At 32.4% G+C, this 19409-nt stretch carries 17 protein-coding genes; 2 read left to right on the top strand and 15 right to left on the bottom strand.

Annotation, left to right across the window (positions count from 1 at the left end; genetic code table 11):
* The 11 genes from CF599_RS08740 to CF599_RS08690 form a co-directional block, all read right to left on the bottom strand.
* The gene (locus CF599_RS08740) at window positions 1-1266 is read right to left on the bottom strand and encodes an O-antigen ligase (protein ID WP_121965652.1); all 1266 of its coding nucleotides are present in this window, start codon (window positions 1264-1266) and stop codon (window positions 1-3) included.
* A complete protein-coding gene (locus CF599_RS08735; RefSeq protein WP_254050267.1) occupies window positions 1259-2482 on the bottom strand; it encodes an O-antigen ligase family protein in 1224 nt (407 codons plus the stop codon). The genes CF599_RS08740 and CF599_RS08735 overlap by 8 nt, the downstream gene beginning before the upstream one ends.
* An 8-nt stretch (window positions 2483-2490) precedes the next feature.
* Window positions 2491-3612, bottom strand: a complete 1122-nt coding sequence (locus CF599_RS08730) for a glycosyltransferase family 4 protein (RefSeq protein WP_121965651.1) — start codon at window positions 3610-3612, stop codon at window positions 2491-2493.
* Complete coding sequence (gene asnB, locus CF599_RS08725; RefSeq protein ID WP_121965650.1) at window positions 3612-5432, bottom strand: asparagine synthase (glutamine-hydrolyzing); 1821 nt, start codon at window positions 5430-5432, stop codon at window positions 3612-3614. The genes CF599_RS08730 and asnB overlap by 1 nt, the downstream gene beginning before the upstream one ends.
* Before the next feature lie 3 nt (window positions 5433-5435).
* Complete coding sequence (locus CF599_RS08720) at window positions 5436-6671, bottom strand: lipopolysaccharide biosynthesis protein (protein WP_121965649.1); 1236 nt, start codon at window positions 6669-6671, stop codon at window positions 5436-5438.
* 3 nt (window positions 6672-6674) lie between these two features.
* A complete protein-coding gene (locus tag CF599_RS08715; protein WP_254050266.1) occupies window positions 6675-7112 on the bottom strand; it encodes a serine O-acetyltransferase in 438 nt (145 codons plus the stop codon).
* A gap of 12 nt (window positions 7113-7124) precedes the next feature.
* Window positions 7125-7904 carry a dTDP-4-dehydrorhamnose reductase gene (rfbD, locus tag CF599_RS08710; RefSeq protein WP_121965647.1) on the bottom strand — a complete coding sequence of 260 codons (780 nt, stop codon included), beginning with the start codon at window positions 7902-7904 and terminating at the stop codon, window positions 7125-7127.
* Complete coding sequence (rfbC, locus tag CF599_RS08705; RefSeq protein WP_121965646.1) at window positions 7898-8449, bottom strand: dTDP-4-dehydrorhamnose 3,5-epimerase; 552 nt, start codon at window positions 8447-8449, stop codon at window positions 7898-7900. Before rfbC ends, rfbD begins: the two co-directional genes overlap by 7 nt.
* A gap of 124 nt (window positions 8450-8573) precedes the next feature.
* A complete protein-coding gene (locus tag CF599_RS08700; RefSeq protein WP_121965645.1) occupies window positions 8574-10253 on the bottom strand; it encodes a hypothetical protein in 1680 nt (559 codons plus the stop codon).
* Between the two features lie 34 nt (window positions 10254-10287).
* Window positions 10288-11775: a GH3 auxin-responsive promoter family protein gene (locus tag CF599_RS08695; RefSeq protein ID WP_121965644.1), complete on the bottom strand. Its 1488-nt coding sequence runs from the start codon at window positions 11773-11775 to the stop codon at window positions 10288-10290.
* 6 nt (window positions 11776-11781) lie between these two features.
* Window positions 11782-12663, bottom strand: coding sequence for a murein hydrolase activator EnvC (locus CF599_RS08690; RefSeq protein WP_121965643.1), 882 nt, complete (start codon window positions 12661-12663; stop codon window positions 11782-11784).
* A 191-nt stretch (window positions 12664-12854) separates the two neighbouring features.
* Here CF599_RS08690 and CF599_RS08685 point away from each other — a divergent pair, with 191 nt between their 5' ends.
* Entirely contained in the window at window positions 12855-13070 is a 216-nt protein-coding gene (locus CF599_RS08685; RefSeq protein ID WP_121965642.1) for a twin-arginine translocase TatA/TatE family subunit, read from the top strand.
* A 294-nt stretch (window positions 13071-13364) separates the two neighbouring features.
* On the opposite strand, the gene CF599_RS08680 is transcribed toward CF599_RS08685, so the two are convergent.
* On the bottom strand, window positions 13365-15491 hold the full coding sequence (locus CF599_RS08680; RefSeq protein ID WP_121965641.1) for a Tex family protein: 2127 nt from the start codon (window positions 15489-15491) through the stop codon (window positions 13365-13367).
* 56 nt (window positions 15492-15547) lie between these two features.
* On the opposite strand from CF599_RS08680, the gene CF599_RS08675 reads away from it, so the two are divergent.
* Window positions 15548-15811 carry a DUF1294 domain-containing protein gene (locus CF599_RS08675; protein WP_121965640.1) on the top strand — a complete coding sequence of 88 codons (264 nt, stop codon included), beginning with the start codon at window positions 15548-15550 and terminating at the stop codon, window positions 15809-15811.
* A 38-nt stretch (window positions 15812-15849) separates the two neighbouring features.
* On the opposite strand, the gene CF599_RS08670 is transcribed toward CF599_RS08675, so the two are convergent.
* The 3 genes from CF599_RS08670 to CF599_RS08660 all read right to left on the bottom strand — a co-directional run bounded on the left by CF599_RS08670 (window position 15850) and on the right by CF599_RS08660 (window position 19395).
* On the bottom strand, window positions 15850-16260 hold the full coding sequence (locus CF599_RS08670; protein WP_121965639.1) for a hypothetical protein: 411 nt from the start codon (window positions 16258-16260) through the stop codon (window positions 15850-15852).
* Window positions 16250-17518 carry an AAA family ATPase gene (locus tag CF599_RS08665; RefSeq protein ID WP_121965638.1) on the bottom strand — a complete coding sequence of 423 codons (1269 nt, stop codon included), beginning with the start codon at window positions 17516-17518 and terminating at the stop codon, window positions 16250-16252. Before CF599_RS08665 ends, CF599_RS08670 begins: the two co-directional genes overlap by 11 nt.
* Before the next feature lie 89 nt (window positions 17519-17607).
* Window positions 17608-19395: a toxin-antitoxin system YwqK family antitoxin gene (locus tag CF599_RS08660; RefSeq protein WP_121965637.1), complete on the bottom strand. Its 1788-nt coding sequence runs from the start codon at window positions 19393-19395 to the stop codon at window positions 17608-17610.
* Window positions 19396-19409 lie beyond the last annotated feature (14 nt).

Below are 19409 nucleotides of genomic sequence, written 5' to 3'. Positions count from 1 at the left end.
CTAAATATCTCTTTTTTTTATCAATTCAATTGTAAACATATTTCCAAAAAAAGCAAAGAAAATTACTCCTGCATTCAAATACAATAAAGAATCAAAAATACAAGCAAAGGAAGTGATCAAAAAGAAAAACAGTCCAATAAAATCATACTGTTTCCTTGCCATATATATATTGTAACCAAAATAATATAGACAGATAAATAAACCGAATAAACCAAAATCAATGAAAATTGATAGAAATTGATTATGAGGTCCATAACGATTTTGCAAGGCATATTCTAATCTCTCTTCTTCATATGCAATAATCGCTATTTTATCATCTGAACCTGAACCATATCCAAAAATAGGTTTTTCAAATCCTTTTTTTGTAATTGCTACCCATCTACTAAGTCGACTATCATTAGCATTAACACCATCATAAGAAGTTCCTTTGTTAATACTTAATTCCCAAATAATATGATTTGAAAAACGTTGATAAAAATAAGTGTTCTTTAATATCACTAATAACAACATTACTACAGTTATACTTCCCCCAAATATCAATAGGAAACGCTTTATTTTTACCTTATAAGATATATCCCCTAACAATAAACGACAGAAATACATCACTAAATAAACAAGAAATGCAACAAATGGTACTCTTGAATTTAAAAAAACTAACGTTATAATTAAAAGAGTTCCAATAATAACTCTAAGATAGTTCTTAAACAAATTTCTAAATTCACATAATCCAACAAACGATAATACTAAGTATAATCCTAGGAATGTAGGATGCATATTTATTGGGGTTGTAAATTCATGATATGTAAAATTGTATCCAAATAGATCTGACTCAACTACTACCCTCCCTTTAAAATTAAAGTACTTATAAAAATTAAAACATAGCAAATAGATTCCACTTATTGTTGCTCCAATGATTACCCCCCTGAAACCACTACGCTTTATCTTAGGAAACATTTCAACGTCTACTAAGCTTAAAAATACCGGCACTAAAAGATAACTCGAGTACCTTCCATAAAATTTTAGTGCTCCAACCCTGTCCTCTGTAAATAATAATCCTATGGTTAATAAAAGAATTAAAAAACCTGTTGTTTGAAACAATAATTGCTTTAAAGTAATGCCTAGTCTTAATTTATTTTCTCTTGCTTTAAATTTATAATAAACTATAGAAATAATAAAAGCAAATAGAGCCATATTTGCAAACTTAGTACTCAATGGCAAAGCAAAGCAAAATAAACTACTAGTAAAGAATACAATCTTCTTATCCATGTGATTTTTTGTAATACATTACTGCAAAGGTAAAACCTATATAGATACCTGCAATCCCCGAATTCAGAATATGCCCCGATAAAAATGATAATATTAAGAGAAAAAACAATAAAACAATAGACAAAGTAACAAACTCACTTCTGTTATCTCTCTTTATAGTTATTGCCTCTTTTAAAATTCTCCAATAGAAGTAGACTAAAGATAATACTCCTATTACTCCATAAGAAAAAAAGATATCAATAAAATCAATTTCAACAAATTTCGTAGCCAATTCATAATATTTCGTAGGACCAACTCCTATAAGATAATCAACACTGCTATAATTCTCATTTATGATTATCAATATCTCTTCTAAATATAGATTTCGACTAGACAACATGAAGGTCATAAAATCTAATTTACCCCAAAACGCTATATACCTATCTAAAATAGAACTATTTAAGACAAATAACACTATTAAACAAAAAACACTAACAGTACCACCTATAGCCTTAATTAATAATCCTTTTGAGATTGCTTTTGAGTAATCATAGTTACTTAATAACATTGCACCATAAACTAATACAATTCCTAACATTCCTGTTTTCGAGCTTATTAATAATCCTAAAATAAAACTTAATACTCCATAAAACACAAATATTCTGCTATTCTTTAATACAACTAAATAGTAATAACCAATAAAAGCAGAAAGAACGATTAGCAAAGCTGATATTTCATTTCCAGCTATAAAATATCCCCTTGTTCCAATGTTCCCAGTTTCATACATAGGATACCCTAGCCCTATTATTTTAATCAAAAGATTTAATGCAACAACCCAAAATGAAAACTTCATCCACTTTAATATAATTCCGAATTTGTTTTTAATATCAGACAAGAAGTCTTTAAAATAAAAAAAAGATATTATAATGATTAAATACTTTGAAGTTCTTATGGCATCATTAAAAAGAAGACTTAGGCTTGCTTCATAAAAAAATATTTGAACTAATGTAGGAATGAACAATAGACAACAATAAAACAATATTATTTTGAAAACTTTTGAATTGACGGTCAATCTTAAACAAAACAGAAATACAATTACAAGTTTATACAACTGACTGACAGACATAAAAAATTGTATTTCATTTTCATATAAAAGCCCATTAAGCATATCAAATATCAATAATGGGAATAACAAATATGGAATAATCAAGTCCAACTTCTTTATCTTATTTTTCATAACCTCTATCATATAATATCTTTTAACAACAGAAGTTCTTTTTCTCCTTGTTTCATCCAATTAATATCTTCCATCAGCCCTCTACCGCATGCTACTACTTCACTCATCGCTGTTTCATCCTTTGTTAAACTAATGATTCGTTGAGCTAAAAGTATATAATCGCTTTCGACTAATCCTCCAATATCATCTTTAATAAACTCACTAATTGCAGAATTATCGTTACTAATTGTTAAAAGACGACTAGCCATAGCTTCACACATAATAACACCTTGTGAATCAAACAGAGTAAATGCACTAAAGATTCCATAATTAGAAAAAAGACTAGGCAAATCATTGCGCTCAATAAAATCGTCAATAATTCTAACTCTGTTTTCTAATTTATATTTTTTAATCAAATCATTATACTGCGCTTTTAATTCTCCTTTACCATAAATATCTAAAGTGAATTGCTTTGGTAAAAACCGCATTAACTCAATAGACATATCTACACCATATTTCGGATCTGAAAGAGGTCTAACAGTTACAATCTTATACCTATTATCAAAGTTAAATGGAACATCAAAAAGCTCTGTATCGATACCATTTGGAACAAAATAGAATTTATCGAATGTCCTCTTAAATATCTTTTCTGTATGATTTTTCATCCACTTAGAAGGAGTCATTATCAAATACTTATGTGATGAACTTATTTGCTTCAAAAAGCGATTCATCATAAAGTGATTCCAAGTATTTATATATAAATACTTGACTATCCCCTTTACTGTCCATTTAAAGTCATCTAAATACTCTGGATACACTAACACATCTGTTCCATGTATATAGATAGCAACAGGATATTTATTCTTTAAAATAGCGTTATATATACTAAAACCACCGTTCTTTAATGGATATTGATTTAGTAAATGCAGGTATAACAAATCGTACTTCCCTAATACAGAAATTATATTACTTGACACATCCTCTACTACATCAATCCCTTGATAGTTATATACACTCTTCTCCTTTGCAGGTACAAAAATCGTGACGTCAATTCCTTGCGAACGGAAATACAATGCTCTTACATGAACAAACATATGATTATATGGTTGATTCTCTTTTGGATACCTTGACGTTATAATTGCTAATTTCATTATTCCGTAAATAAATAATACATTGATAGTAAAGTAAATATCTGCTTCTCTCTATTAAATCCCTTCTTATGTTGTTCAAATATATCTAACACTGCATTCTTACTAAAAACTTCAAAATAAGTACTATTGCTTTCTTTAATCATCTGAATGTAATATTCTCCTAATTCTTCCCTAAACCATTTTTCAGTAGGAGACATAAATCCTTTTTTAGGTCGATTTATTATCTCTTCAGGCAATACTTCTCTTGCAAAAGCTTTATGTATTTTCTTTGTTTCTCCATCGGCAATCTTGTAATCATAAGGTAACGACTCTAAAAAACGTATTAATTCTGTATCTAACATAGGTACCCTTGTTTCTATTGTAAAATTCATAGAAACCTTATCTGTATACATTAATAAATCATCCGCGAGATTCATTCTAAGATCCACTGCCATCATTCCCTCAACTCCTCTTTTCTCTTTACAATTTAATAGATTATAGTAATACGCTATTTTATCATAACTTTTACTATCCTTTATTCCTATCAAACTTGCTATCTCTTTATCTGTAAACAAAGAGTAAATATTCTCCCATCGTTTAATATCATCTTTAATAGATAATGACTGGGCTGCTCTTATCCATTTCTCCTTCTTGGTATAATTAGCAATTGGTCCTGCTAATTGAAACATAAAAGAAGGATACTTATGTGCTAAGATCTCACCTTTATAGCGAGTATATCCACCTAAAGGCTCATCTGCCCCTTGCCCTGTCAACACAACTTTCAAATCTTTGCTTATAGCTTCGTTTAGATAATACATTGGCAATATTGAAGTAGTTCCTAAAGGTTCTTCTACAATACGACAAGTTTCCTCGAAGACTTTCTTAAAGTTATTAGACGAAATTATTATATTATGGTGATCTGTATTTAGAAAATCGGCGGACTTCTGTGCATCCTCTATTTCATTAGCAAACTCATTCTCTTCAAAACCTACTGTATAAGTCTTTATCTTGTTTTTTGAATGTTTTTGAGCAAAGTATGTTACTAAAGCAGAATCTATACCTCCACTTAATAACGTTCCTATTTCTACATCAGACATTAATTGACGTTGCACTGCTGCTTCAAACAACTGTCCATATTTATCAACTGCTTGACTGAAACTATAATCTTTGGTAATCTGTATAGGATCAATATAGTTACAGATAGAAGAAGTATTATCTTTTAGATTATACTCTAAAATATGTCCTGGGCGGACTTTTAATATTCCTTCATATACAGTATCAGGTGCAGGATTATATCTCAGTTTTAGTAGTTCTGCTATATTCTCTTTATCAATAGTCAGCTTTCTTTTATAATGACGTAAAGGTCTAATCTCAGATGAAAACATCAACTCTTTAGCTTCGTTCAAAAAATAATATAATGGCTTAACTCCAAAATGATCTCTGACCAAATATATCTTCTGATTAATTCGATCCAATAGACAAAAACTAAAGATTCCATTAAAGTCTTTTACACCTTTAATACCAAATTTAGCTAAGTAATATAATATAGTTTCCGTATCAGAATTTCCCTTGAACTCAATTTCTTTAAGCTTATCTCTTAATTCTAAATGATTATAGATCTCACCATTAAATACAATAACAAAATCTTGTTGTTTTGTACTCATTGGTTGATATCCTGCTTCTGTTAGCTCAACTATAGCTAATCGTCGATGTCCTAAATAAATAGTATTATCTCCTATAGTAAAGCTTTTTATAGCACCACTATCTGGACCTCTATGATATATTGTTTCTAATGTATCCTCTCCAAATGCTAGATTGATACTTCCTAAAATCCCACACATAACTTAAACTTTTTTTAACTCTTTTTCTCCTATTGAAAAAATTAAAATAAATACAATAAACGCTGATATAACATTAGTCCCTATAGCTCCTATAATACCATATTTAGGTAATAATGTAAAAATAGTAATCAAATTCACTAAGGCTCCAACTACCATAATTATAAAACGCATCTTCTGTTTATTTAAAGCCACCAGTAGCATTTCATAACCTGAATAAACAAAACTAAATAAGATAACAAATAGAACTCCTATATAAGCTTGATTTATTGTTTCTGTCAATTCTAACTTTGCTATTTTATCTAAAATAAATTCTCGAAATACATACATCACACCTAAGATCACTAACAAAATTGGAATCGCTATTTTTTGCAAAGAGTGAAATATTCTACCTTTTTCATAAGAAGTAGCATTCTTAATTTGATTTAACAAGACTTGTGCAAAAGCAAGGTTCAATAATGCAAACGGTGCTACAATTAACAATAATCCTCTATACATACCATAAATCTCATCCATTACAAACAAGGGTAGTATTAACATACCTCCTTGAACAAAAGAAGCTGTAAAAATATCTTGTATTCCAAAATATCTTTGTATAAAAACTCTTTTCTTTATTTCAATATAACTGAAGCTAAAAACCCTTCTCAAATCCCTATAAGACAGTATTTTGGATATAAATACACTACAAAAAAACGATAATATATTAATTAAAAGCAAGCTACTTAACAACAAAACATTAGATATTTTATTCTTAGTAATTAAAACAAAAATTATTAAAATAAATATTAACAATGCTTTTATAATATTAACTTTTAGCTCGTTTTTAAAGTCCCCAACACTTTTATGAAAAATAAATATTAAAGTATTTAAACTCAATAAATACCCATTAAATAAAGATAAAACTAAATAGGAAAATGTTCCCATATCTCTAAAAAAAAGAAAAAGAAAGCAACTTAAAATACTTATAATTAAAAAGAAAACAATCTGCACTTGACTAGAAACAACAAAATTACTGATAGCATCATCTTTATTTACGAAACTTTCCTTCATTAGGTATATATAACTACCGAATGCCAAAATAGGCATTAAGAAACTTGAAATAGAATAGTAAAATGCATATTCTCCAAAAAAATCTACTCCTAATGTCTTTAAAACAACAATATTCAACAACCATTGAAATCCAAACTGAAGCCCTTGGGATAGATTATTTAAAACTAAATCCTTTATTACTTTTAAATTCACTTTCTATATAAAATCATTTACATTCACATTTTCCTTAATAATTCTAGCAGGAATACCTACTGCAATACAATTATCTGGCAAATCACTTAAAACAACTGCATTTGGACCAATAATAACATTATTACCTATTTTGATAGGTCCTAAAACTCTTGAACCCGCGCCCATATATACATTATTACCAATGATAGGTACTTCAATATGTTTACTTCTTCCTCCAATAGTCATACCTTGTCCTATCATACAATCATCTCCTATAATTGCTTCTTTATGAATTACCACACCAATTCCTCTATATGCAAACTTTGTACGTTTACCAATTTTTGTTGATGGTGGTACTGCTGAATTTGATACAAGATATTGTAATACATATATTAAACGTGGTATAACAGGTATCCTCCTTTTATAAATAGCATGAGCTACTCTATGCATTGTCATTAACATACTAACTTGGTTTTATTTTATCACCCCCAACACACTATACTTCGGTCTTCTAGCCCTACTAGGGTATTCCTCAGTACCTATTGGATTAACTTTTATATTTATATTATTTTCTTTGAATATAGACAGAGCGAACTCATACCATGAGCAAACTACATTACCTCTATAATGGTAAACCCCATATTCTTGTTTTTCTTGCATCAGGAACAATAAATATTTTACTAACTCCACTGCATCTGTAGGACATCCTACCTGATCACACACTACACTTACCTCATCTCTCGTCTCTGCTAATCGAAGCATAGTCTTCTTAAAGTTATGTCCATAATCAGAATAAACCCAAGAAGTACGTACGATATAATACTTCTCTAAAGACGCTTTAATATACTCCTCTCCTTTTAGCTTAGAAGCTCCATATACATTAATAGGATTAGGAACATCTGACACCATATAAGGAGTATTTTTCTCTCCATCAAAGACAAAATCAGTAGATATATGAACTAAAGTAACATTGTACTTTTGACAAGATTTTACTAAGTATAATACCGCCTCAGCATTCACTTTATAAGCTAGATCTACTTCATCCTCCGCCTTGTCAACGGCTGTATAAGCGGCTAAATTAAGGCAATAATCAGGATGCTCTTTACTGAAAACCTCATTTACTCGTACTTCATCCGTAATATCTAATTCTGTAGAATTCATAAAAACAAATTCCACCTCCTTATATTCCTGACTAATAGACTGTAAACACTGCCCACTCTGTCCTCCTGCACCTGTTACTAAAATTCTTACCATAAGGACAATGCTTTTTCAAATAAAGGCAATACTTTATCTTTCTCAGAAACTATAACCTCTTCAAGATTAAACTCCCAATCAATTCCTAAACTAGGATCGTCATATTTAATACCGCCCTCTGATTCTTTATTGTAGATATTATCACACTTATAAGAGAAGATAGCATACTCACTTCTCACTATAAATCCGTGTGCACATCCTCTAGGTATATACACTTGTTTAAAATTACTATCTGATAACACCTCTGTAAAGTGTTGACCATATGTACTAGAATCTTTGCGCAAATCAACCACTACATCTAATACCTCCCCTTGCAATACACGCACTAACTTTGCCTGTTGATATTCTGCTCTTTGGTAATGAAGTCCTCTAAGAACACCTCTAGATGATTTAGACTGATTATCTTGAATAAAACGCACAGATAACCCTGTCTCCTTCTGAAAAACAGTTTCGTTAAAACTCTCAAAGAAGTATCCTCTCTCATCGAAAAACACCTTTGGTTCTATCACTAGACAGTCTTCTATGTTTGTACTGATTATATTCATTCTCTTAAATAAATTCTAAGTCTATAAAATTACTATTAAATTCACAATTAAAAATATAAAAAAGCAAAAAGCCACAGTAATCTCTCTTACTGTGGCTTTTTTTATCTTAAACTACATCTTTTAATTACTTAATATTAAAGATTTGCTCTAATATCTTTATTGTGATTAAATATGTTGGCTTTACTCCTGTTGTTCCTAATCCTCCTGAAGCTAGTGTACTACCTGTTTCTAATGGGTTATCAGAAGCATAGTATGCATATCTAACTTTTACATTTGGATTGATACTTTTTCTAATCTTAGAAGCAGACTGTATTGCTTTTTGGTAATGTGCTCCTTCCATTTCTAGACCGATTACACCCCAAGTAGAATCGTGGAAGAACTTCAGTAAGTCTTTATTCTGAAGTGATGTCCCTAATACTGTTACCATCGTTCCTCCGAATACAGGAATATCATCATTCTTAAACATATCTACAGTCAACTCGTTGTCAAAAGGATAGTTGTCTCCAGTTCCTTCATTAATATGAGCAAAAGGAATCATTATATCTCCTTTATCTCCTACTAGGATACCTGCTTTACCCATAATAGACACAGACTCTACATCTATCATCGTAGTCTTTTTGTACGGTTTTAGAAGCTCATCAATAGTCTCATAAGCTTGTTCACCGAATGCGTAGTCCATCACTATAATCACAGGATACTCTCCATCTACAGTTGCTGTATTAAAATTCGTCTCTTTAAGATTAATCATCGCTGTATCGAAGATCTGTACATCGATATTAGTACCTGATTCATCTTTTAAGAATACCATACCTTCTCTTTCAGCACGCTCTTTAACTAAATCTCTAAGATGCTTATTTTCAGGCTTACTTAATTCTTCATATACTTCTAGTTCAGAACTCACTTCTAATTCACTCTTTACTACAGCTGGTGCGAAGATTGAGTTCATCACACTGTGCATATTCGCACTGATTAAGTGGATAGGGCGTTCTAATAAACCTTTTTCAGTTAATACTTCCTTGATTCTATCTGACCACATCTCACCATAAATATGGTGTCCTAAACGCTCTCTTAATAATGGACTAAACGTAATCGTACGTTTATCATTATAGACATCTTCTTCTATTGCTAATTTACCTAACCAATAGATTACATCTAAGAAACGATCAGGATTCTCAGGTGTAGCGAACTTCTCATATACATCTAGTACCTCAGCAAAAGAACGACCTAATACATTAGACAAGTGAGACATTACTACCTCTTTCTCTTCTAATTCTAATGGTTCTTTCTTATTTGCTCCTGTCTCTATTTTTTTCCAATCTCTTGTTACTTTTCCGTCTTCTCCTATCAGCACACGATCTTTAATCTTATGTGATTCAATGAATATAAAAGTCAAGTGTGTCAACACATCATAAATATCTGATCTACCTCTAGTAATCTCAATATTCATTTGCTCCTCATCTATTCGGTAACAGTTTCTTCTTCTCTTAGGTGGTACTATTGCTGTAAAATGTGAGAAAGAGTAACCTTCATCAGATGTCAAGTTGATATAACGACATTCTTCTATCCCTATCGGAAGGCGTTCTATAACATATAATAATCCGTTTAACTCTACTTTTTCCTCTGCTATTGTACCATATATTTCTGGACGCAACTCTAATAAGGCTTCTCTTAATGTATCTCCAGACACACCCATAGGCTTATAGAATCCTCTATTAAACAAATGGCGCATTGTGATATACATACGTTCTACTGCAGCAGATGATACCTGTGCTCTCGTTCTCGATATATTTTTTATCTCTCTCATATACTTCTCCTTTTACGTCTTTTTATTTCTATTACTAATATAATTTTAATCGATCAGCGATGTTTCTATCATTGCTTAATCGCGGCAACTTATTTTGCCCTCCCAGCTTTCCTATACTTTTCATATATTCTTGAAAGCCGTCTTGTTTTACTTTAGAAATGACTAATGTTCTCAACACCTTTCCTACTATTAAGTCATCATAATACATATTCTGTTTTCTCAGTGCATTATCTACCTTTAACGCAAAGGCATCTAAATCTTCTGGTTCATTACCAAACTCTATCAGCCACTCGTGATAAGGTAATCCCTCCTCAGGGTTAATCTGCGGCGCTACAGTGAACTCATTTACAGTTACACCAGTCCCATCCATCGCTTCTTGTATAGCTGACTCAACTTCCTTGCCAATTACGTGTTCTCCGAACGCTGATATAAAATGTTTAATACGTCCTGATACCACCACCCTATAAGGCTTTAGATTTACGAACTGTACTGTATCTCCTATGTTATATCCCCATAGCCCGGCATTCGTAGAGATAATCAATACATAGTTTACCCCTAACTCCACTTCACCTATTGTATATCGCTTTGCATTCTCATTAAAGAAATCTTCTACTTTTATAAACTCATAGAATATTCCAGCATTAAGAAGCAACAGCATTCCTTTTTCTGTCTGCGTATCTTGATATGCAAAGAAACCTTCTGAAGCAGGGAACAACTCTATTGAAGGAACCTTACGCCCTATCATTTGTTCAAACTTACTTCTATAAGGCTCATAATTCACACCGCCATAGATGAACAAATTAAAGTTAGGGAAGATATCACCCACAGGCATTCCTTTTCTCTCTCTAAGTTTTTCAAAGTACATTTGTACCCAACTTGGGATACCAGAGATCACACTCATATCCTGATCAACAGTTTCTTCAACTACTGCATCCACTTTAGTTTCCCAATCTTCAATACAGTTCGTCTCAAGACTAGGTAATCTATTTTTCTGTAAATATGCAGGAACATAATGTGCAACTATACCAGATAATCTACCAAGCTTAATACCATTCTTTTCATCAAGTATCGGACTCCCTTGTAAGAATATCATCTTGCCATCCACGAAGTCCGCTTTACCTGTCTCATGTACATAAGCTAAGATAGCATTACGAGCTGCCTCTATGTGATAAGGCATAGACTCTTTAGTCAACGGGATATATTTAGCACCTGAAGTAGTACCTGAAGTTTTAGCGAAGTATAAGGGTTGCCCTTTCCACAACACATCTTTCTCTCCTGCTACTACTCTATCTACATAAGGTTTTAGTCCTTCGTAGTCTCGCACTGGCACTTGCTTTACGAAATCTTCATAACTATTAATATAGGCAAAATTATGGTCTTTTCCAAATGCCGTATGTTTAGCATCAGCTATCAACTGTTCAAATACCCTCTTTTGTGTATTCACTGGGTCTGTAACCCACTTTTGTGTTTTCTTATGTATAATTGAAGCAAATATCTTAGCTCCAAATGATTTTATTGACATATACTTTTATTCAAGGTCTATAAATAATGAACTATCTAGTGGATATGAATCCTTCCATAACTCGAAGTGAAAATATTTAGTTGAAGCATTTAAAGCAGACGCTTCACTACTACCATCAAATAGTCCGATGACTTCTCCTGATCGTACACTCTCATACTCTCCTTTAGTTAAAGTAGTCAAATGTTTATATACCGAAATAAGTCCTTCATCGTGTAATAAAATGATCGTGTATCCATCTTTTATTGTCCAATCTACAAATAGTACTGTACCTCTACCTATTGCTTTGACTGGAGTATTAGCAGGTGCTCTAAAGTCAATACCAAAATGCATAGATCTACTATCATACTTCTTCACTATTTCAGCATTAATAGGGCTAAACAACACTTGACTAACCTTGGCTTTACTTTCTTCAAAGATGTTATACTTATCCTCTAGTCTGACCATTTCACGTAGCTTCAAGTCTGTTTCACTAGGTTCTTTGTGCTCGATCTGATTTAATGGTTTTTGTGTCAGCTTTAGAGAGTCTATACTCGCTTCTGTTACTTGTATCTCTCCTAACAAAGCACTCTTAACTGCACTTAGGTATTTTTGATTTCGCATAGACTCATTCTCTAGTGAATCTACTTTTAAAGCTAACTCGACTGCTCTCTGCTTTAATTCTGCAGAAGAATATCCAGGTATATATTCTTTAAGAGGAGTCAATACTAATAATAATACTGTAGAAAGGATAAACAGAAATACTAAAGTAGTACTCGCCCCTACAACATTAAGCAAGTTAAGCTTAAAAGACTTTACGTCTTCAAAGGTCTTGTCATTAACTATAACAATGCGATATTTACTTAGAAGTGTACTTTTCCACTTTTTACTTTTGTTGCCCTTTCCTAACATCTGTACATAGATTACTACACAAATATAATAATTATAAAATTTGACTTAGAGTCTTTATCTAAATATTCACAATATAATGGGAAAAATCAGAACCACAAAAACGTTAAAAGTTAAATAAAACCTATTGCGAATAAGCGTTTTACTTTTTTCTTCCTATATTTGTTCCAAATTAATGTTTCAAACAGATTATTATGAACTCATTACACATATTTTTAGGAGTAGTTGGACCTTGGCAAATCGTTTTAGTAATTGCTATTGTAGTATTATTATTCGGAGGTAAGAAAATACCTGAATTGATGAAAGGTATTGGATCTGGTATCAAAGAATTTAAAGATGCTACAAAAGAAGATACAGCTCAACAAACTACTAAAAAAGAAAGTACTCAAGACAATTCTAAGACTGAGTAACCTCAGCTCTTATATCTTATATATACGCGTTATATAGCCTTGGCTGTATAACGCTTTTTTTTGTCTTATAAACACCGAATCAACGTTAGTCAAATATGGGAATAAAAAAAAAGCGCCTATCTTGACAATAAAAGATAGGCACTTCACTTATAAAACATAATAAAAACACTACTTACCTGCTTGTTTTCTTTTTCAATAACACTTTATTGTTTCAAACTCAAGTACAATATTAAAAACAACTACCGTGCCAAAAACAGACTTTTGAAAAGTATTTTTAAAATAAATGTTATTTTATTATTCTAAGATCATAGATAGCTGTACTCTCTTTTTCGCTACATCTACATCAGTAACTTTCACTTGTACGTGTTGATGCAGCTTAACCACCTCATTTACATCAGAGACAAAGCCTGCTTTTAACTGAGAGATATGTACTAATCCGCTCTCTTTAATACCAACGTCAACAAAACAACCGAAGTTGGTGATATTATTGATAATACCAGGTAATACTTGCCCTATCTTTAAATCCGTAATCTGCTTCACACTTGGATCAAACTCAAATATCTTAGCACTACGTCTAGGATCAAGTCCCGGCTTCTCTAACTCTTTCAAGATATCTTGTAATGCTAATACTCCTACTTCTCCAGTAACATATTTCTTAGTATCCACTTGAGCGATTAATGCTTTATTTGAAATCATATCACCAATAGAGGCTTTCATATACTTAGCAATCTTCTCTACTACACTATATGCCTCTGGGTGAACTGCAGAATCATCTAATGGATTCTTTGCATCCTTAATACGCACGAATGCTGCCGCCTGTTGAAAGGCTTTCTCTCCTAATCGAGGTACTTTTTTTAATGCTGCTCTACTTTCGAATGGCCCGTTATCAGCTCTATATTGCACGATATTCTCAGCCATCTTCTCACCAATACCAGACACATAGCTTAACAATGATTTACTCGCTGTATTAAGGTTTACTCCTACTGAGTTCACACATTTCATCACCACATTATCTAACTCCTTCTTAAGCATCGTCTGATCCACATCGTGTTGATATTGACCTACACCGATAGATTTAGGATCTATCTTCACTAACTCTGCTAAAGGATCTGATAGACGACGTCCGATAGACACAGCTCCTCTAACCGTAACGTCATATGTAGGAAACTCATCTCTCGCTATCTTAGATGCAGAATACACAGAAGCTCCTGCCTCATTCACTATAAATACTTGTACAGGCTTGTCAAAAGCTATCTTTTTAATAAAGAACTCTGTCTCTCTCGATGCAGTACCATTACCGATAGCGATAGCCTCCACATTATAGGCATTCACCATAGAACGTATCTTCTTCATCGCCATAGTTGTGTCCTTCTGTGGTGCGTGAGGAAATATAGTCTCGTTATATAGCAAGTCTCCTTGCTCATCTAGACAGACTACCTTACACCCTGACTTAAACCCAGGATCTAGTGCTAATATTCTCTTTTGACCTAATGGCGAACCTAATAATAACTGCGTAAGGTTATCTGCGAATACTTGTATCGAATTAGCATCTGCTTTTTCTTTTGCCTCACTTAATGCCTCGTTAGATAACGCAGGTTCTAATAGTCGTTTATAGCTATCTGCTACAGCCTTCCCTACTATCTTCCCACACTCATTCTTTCCTTTTACTACATTGTCTTCTATAAAGCTAATCGCCTCGTCTTTCTCTATTGCTACGTTAAACTTAATGAAACCTTCCTTCTCAGCTCTTAGTATAGCTAATAAACGGTGTGCAGGTATCTTGTATACAGGTTCAGCCCAATCAAAGTATTGTACGAACTTCTGTGCAAGCTCATCATCCTTCTTTGCCTTAACCACCTTAGTAGAAATCACCCCACTACGTTGAAACTTTCTTCTCAGTGATTTACGCACATACATATTCTCATTAATCCACTCAGCGATGATATCAGATGCCCCTTGTATAGCCTCCTCTTCACTACATACCTTGTCATTAAGATATTTAGACGCGATAGACTCTACATCTGTAGCATTCTGTGTCATAATCACTTTCGCTAGTGATTCTAGACCATTCTCTCTAGCTGTATCAGCCTTGGTCTTGCGTGTTTTCTTATATGGTAAATACAAATCTTCAATCTCTGTCAAGTCAAAGCTACTAGAGATCTTATGTCTTAATTCATCAGTTAGTTTGCCTTGTTCTTCTATCGAATTTAGGATAGACTCTTTTCTCTTTACTATTCCATCGTACAGCTCACTATATCGCGCTATTTTCTCTATAGCTACTTCATCTAAGTTACCCGTACTATCCTTTCTATATCGAGCGATAAACGGTATTGTCCCACCCTCACCTAATAGAGATAAGGTATTCTCAATACTCTTCACACTTGCATTCACAGCTTGTTGAATAAACTCAATCAACGTCATATTTTATTATTTTAAGAATAGCTAAAATACTACCTTTGGGGCAATAAATAAATCCTATGAAGTTTTTATTCCTATACTTATTTATAATTAATTACTTAGCCTTTTCGATGTTTGCCTATGACAAGGAACAAGCTCGTAAGAATGGACGCAGAGTCTCTGAGAAGAATCTTCTGTCCCTATGCTTTTTTGGAGGTACATTAGGTGCGTGGATAGCGATGAGTAAACTTAGACATAAGATATCTAAAGACTCCTTTAAGGTCAAGTTCTTCGCAATACTAGCGATACAGGTAGCCCTGTTTTTTATGGTGTTTAAGAGGTAGTATCCATAAAAAAAGACTTATAACCGTAGTCATAAGTCTTAATAATCATATTCCCTCTGATTAGTCTCTATAACTAAATCTATTCCTTTTGCTCTTGCCTTCTTCTTTGCATTCTGTCCATCAGTTTTTACTTTAGGGCCACTACTACAAACAATATATCCCTTTGAATTCTTATTAGTTCCAAGTATATTCCTCGTTCTAATAATCTGATCTGCTCCATGTAGAACATCACTTCCTTTTAATTCAATGTATATATCAAGATCTTTCATATCAACTTTTAACATTCCATCACATCTGATACCTTCTTTAACAGCACATCCATCAACGTCTATTCTAGTACTCTCAACTTTATCTATATTACACAAAGTTATCTTTTTACCATTCTCCTGAAAGACAAACTTACTCCTAGAATCAGTTATATAGCAACTATTATCAATATTACTCAGCATATTCAATATCTAAAAGTTGGTCAAATTCTCTACCTATCAAATTAGATACCTCATCTAATAATTCCGCATTAATAATATGGTTCTCTTGATCTATCAAATCTTTAAGACCATCTTTAGTCAATGCATAAGCTCCTATCTGACTACAGTCTAGCAATGTGTCTTTCGCTATTACCTTCTCTACAGCCTCGCGTTTAGATTCATCGTCTTTTATAATATTACCTGCATAGATTAGATTATTAAACGAAGTCAATATATACGGACTATGTGTAGTGATGAATAACTGTGTATTATCAGGATTACTATTATATGTCTTTGCTAATAGTTCTACTATAGCCTTCTGCGCCGTTGGAAACAAATGAGCTTCAGGTTCTTCGATGTATAATGTACTCTTATCATTACTAATCTTTTTATAATAAATAGACGATAGCCCTAAGATAAGAGGAAGTGCTTCTTGTTGACCCGAAGAAGTATTTCTTATCTCCACTCTTCTATCATCGTTATGTATAATGTATTGTATCTTATCTTCATCAAAAAAATAATCACCGCCAATAATAGACTTCAAAGCATTATCAAATAGATCACTATTACCTTCATTATCTTTACACATCTGTTTAAAAAACGTATATAGTTGTCCGAAGTGGATCATAAAATAGTCCAAATTATTACTATTTTTTCCAATTATTGAATAAATATTAGTGTCTATTGTAGAAAAGAAACTTCTTCCAGCTGGTATGAAAAATTGTGGAGTATAATTATAACCAACAATTCTAAATATCTTGTTTTTCACCTTCTCTTGCAAGTTACTATTTCTAATCCAAAGTTTTTCTGATATACCATTATTCAATTGATGATATTTAAGCTCATCATCTAATAAAAAAACTTCATTAATTAACTTAATCATATTATTATAAAAACTAAGTTCAAAATCTTCTTTATTACTTCCTTTTATAACATAAAGAATTTCTCCATTTTTCTCATAACTAATTACGGCTTCCTTCTTACTACAGAATGCACAACAATCAAATATTTCAAAAAACTTCGTATTTAATCCATCTTTAAACTCATCAATACTTTCAATACTATAAAGATTCTTAAGATAGAAATCATTAATAATATCCCTAAAAAAGTAAATCAATTTCACCACCACACTTTTACCCACACCTTGAGGACCTATCAATATATTGATTGGTTTAATATCCATTTCTAATTCCTCAATACCTGCGAAATTCTTTATTGATATTCTCTCTTTACTTTCCATTGATCTAATTAATTACAGTGTTTTAAAAATACGATTAAATAACCGAAATACAAATATACATCTAAACCTCCACCCTTTAAAATAACTTTTCAGTTTATCACTTCCTTTCCGTTCTCATACATCGTAGTCTTAACTACATTCCCTTTCTCGTCATACTCAGTCGCTAATCCATGTAGTTCTCCGTTTAAATAATTACATTCTTTTTGTAATTTTCCTTTAACAGTATAGTATAATTGCTTGCCTTCTAAAACATTATTTAAGTAATTTTCTTCTTTACTCATTTTCCCATTCTCATAATAAGACAAATGTTTTCCCTCCTTTTTATCAACCTTATAGTAAGCTTCATTCTTCAACTTCTTATTCTTATAATAGCTATATTGCTTTCCGTCTAAATTTCCTTTCTTAAAAGAAAACACCATTGATAGATTACCATTATCATAAAACTTTTCCCCTCTACCTTCTAACAGGTCATTCTCAAAAATCAAAATGTCCTTAATATTTCCATTCTCAAAGTAAAATATTCTCTTCATTATCTTTCCTTTACTATAATAGGACTCATTATCTATTTTTCCATTCTCATAATAAGTCGATATCTTCCCATCTAATTTCCCATCCTTATAACTAAATCTCATATAGATCTTTCCATTTTCGTGAAACCACCATGCAGATCCTTCGGACTTATTATTTTTATATGATACTATATCATACACCTCTCCATTCTCATAGTATCTCTTGCTTCTGCCCATTATTACCCCATTTACATAAGGTGTTTCTTGGTATTTTAACCCTGATTCATAATATCTTATTTCGATTCCCTCTTTAACCCCGTTTACATAGGGAGTCTCTCCACTTACCACCCCATTACTGTAATACTCTTTTTCAAGTCGATTATTCACTCCATCTAAATACAAAGTCTCTTTTAGCACTTTTCCTGTCATACTATACACTTTCTTTGTATTGAGTATTCCTTTGTTATAAGTCTCTTGTATATATACTTCACCGTTTTCATAATACTTAGTACTTAATCCATCTAACTCACCATCCCTATAAACCATCTCTTCCTTAATGATTCCTTTTACAGGAACTTTAACATACTCACCATCAGCCAAGCCTTCTTTATCAAATTGAATACTAAACAACTGACCATCTTCATAAAACTCTTTATACTTACCATTCCTTTCACCATTCTTATACATTCCTATACGCTGTAGTTGACCACTCTCATAATACTCTTTATGCTCCCCTTCCTCACCCCCCTTCATATACATCCCAATACTCTGTAGCTGTCCGCTCTCGTAATACTCTTTAAATTCCCCTTCAACTTTTCCTCTCTTATAAATTCCAATATTCTGCAGTTGACCGTTCTCATAATACTCCCTATACTCCCCTTCAACATTCCCATTCTTATACATTCCTACACTATGTAGTTGGCCACTCTCGTAATACTGCTTACGCTCTCCTTCTCCCAACTCATTCTTAATGATTCCAATACTCTTCAGTTGACCACTTTCGTAATATTCTTTAGCCTCACCTACTTCTATCCCATTAGTAAACATTACTATTGTCATTATTTGACCACTCACATAATACTCTTTAAACTCCCCATCGCGCATTCCATGCTTATAGACACCATCTGCTAGTATATTACCATTCTCATCATACAACCACCCTTTCCCCTCTAACTTTCCATCTTTATAATTTAAGCTCTTCTCTATCACCCCATTCTCATAGCACAATAGATATTCCCCTGTATAAGGTGTCTCAGTCCATTTATTATACCATATGCCCTCTTTATTTTCTAAAAACACATCCCCCTGCTGAGCCATACCCACCACAGATAGCAACAAACACCCTAATATAATTAACCCCTTTCTCATAACGTTGTTTTAAG

The sequence above is a fragment of the Myroides sp. N17-2 genome, assembly GCF_002286775.1.
GTDB lineage: Bacteria > Bacteroidota > Bacteroidia > Flavobacteriales > Flavobacteriaceae > Flavobacterium.
Note: the sequence above shows the minus strand (reverse complement) of the source record. Positions and strands in the feature narration are given on the sequence as shown.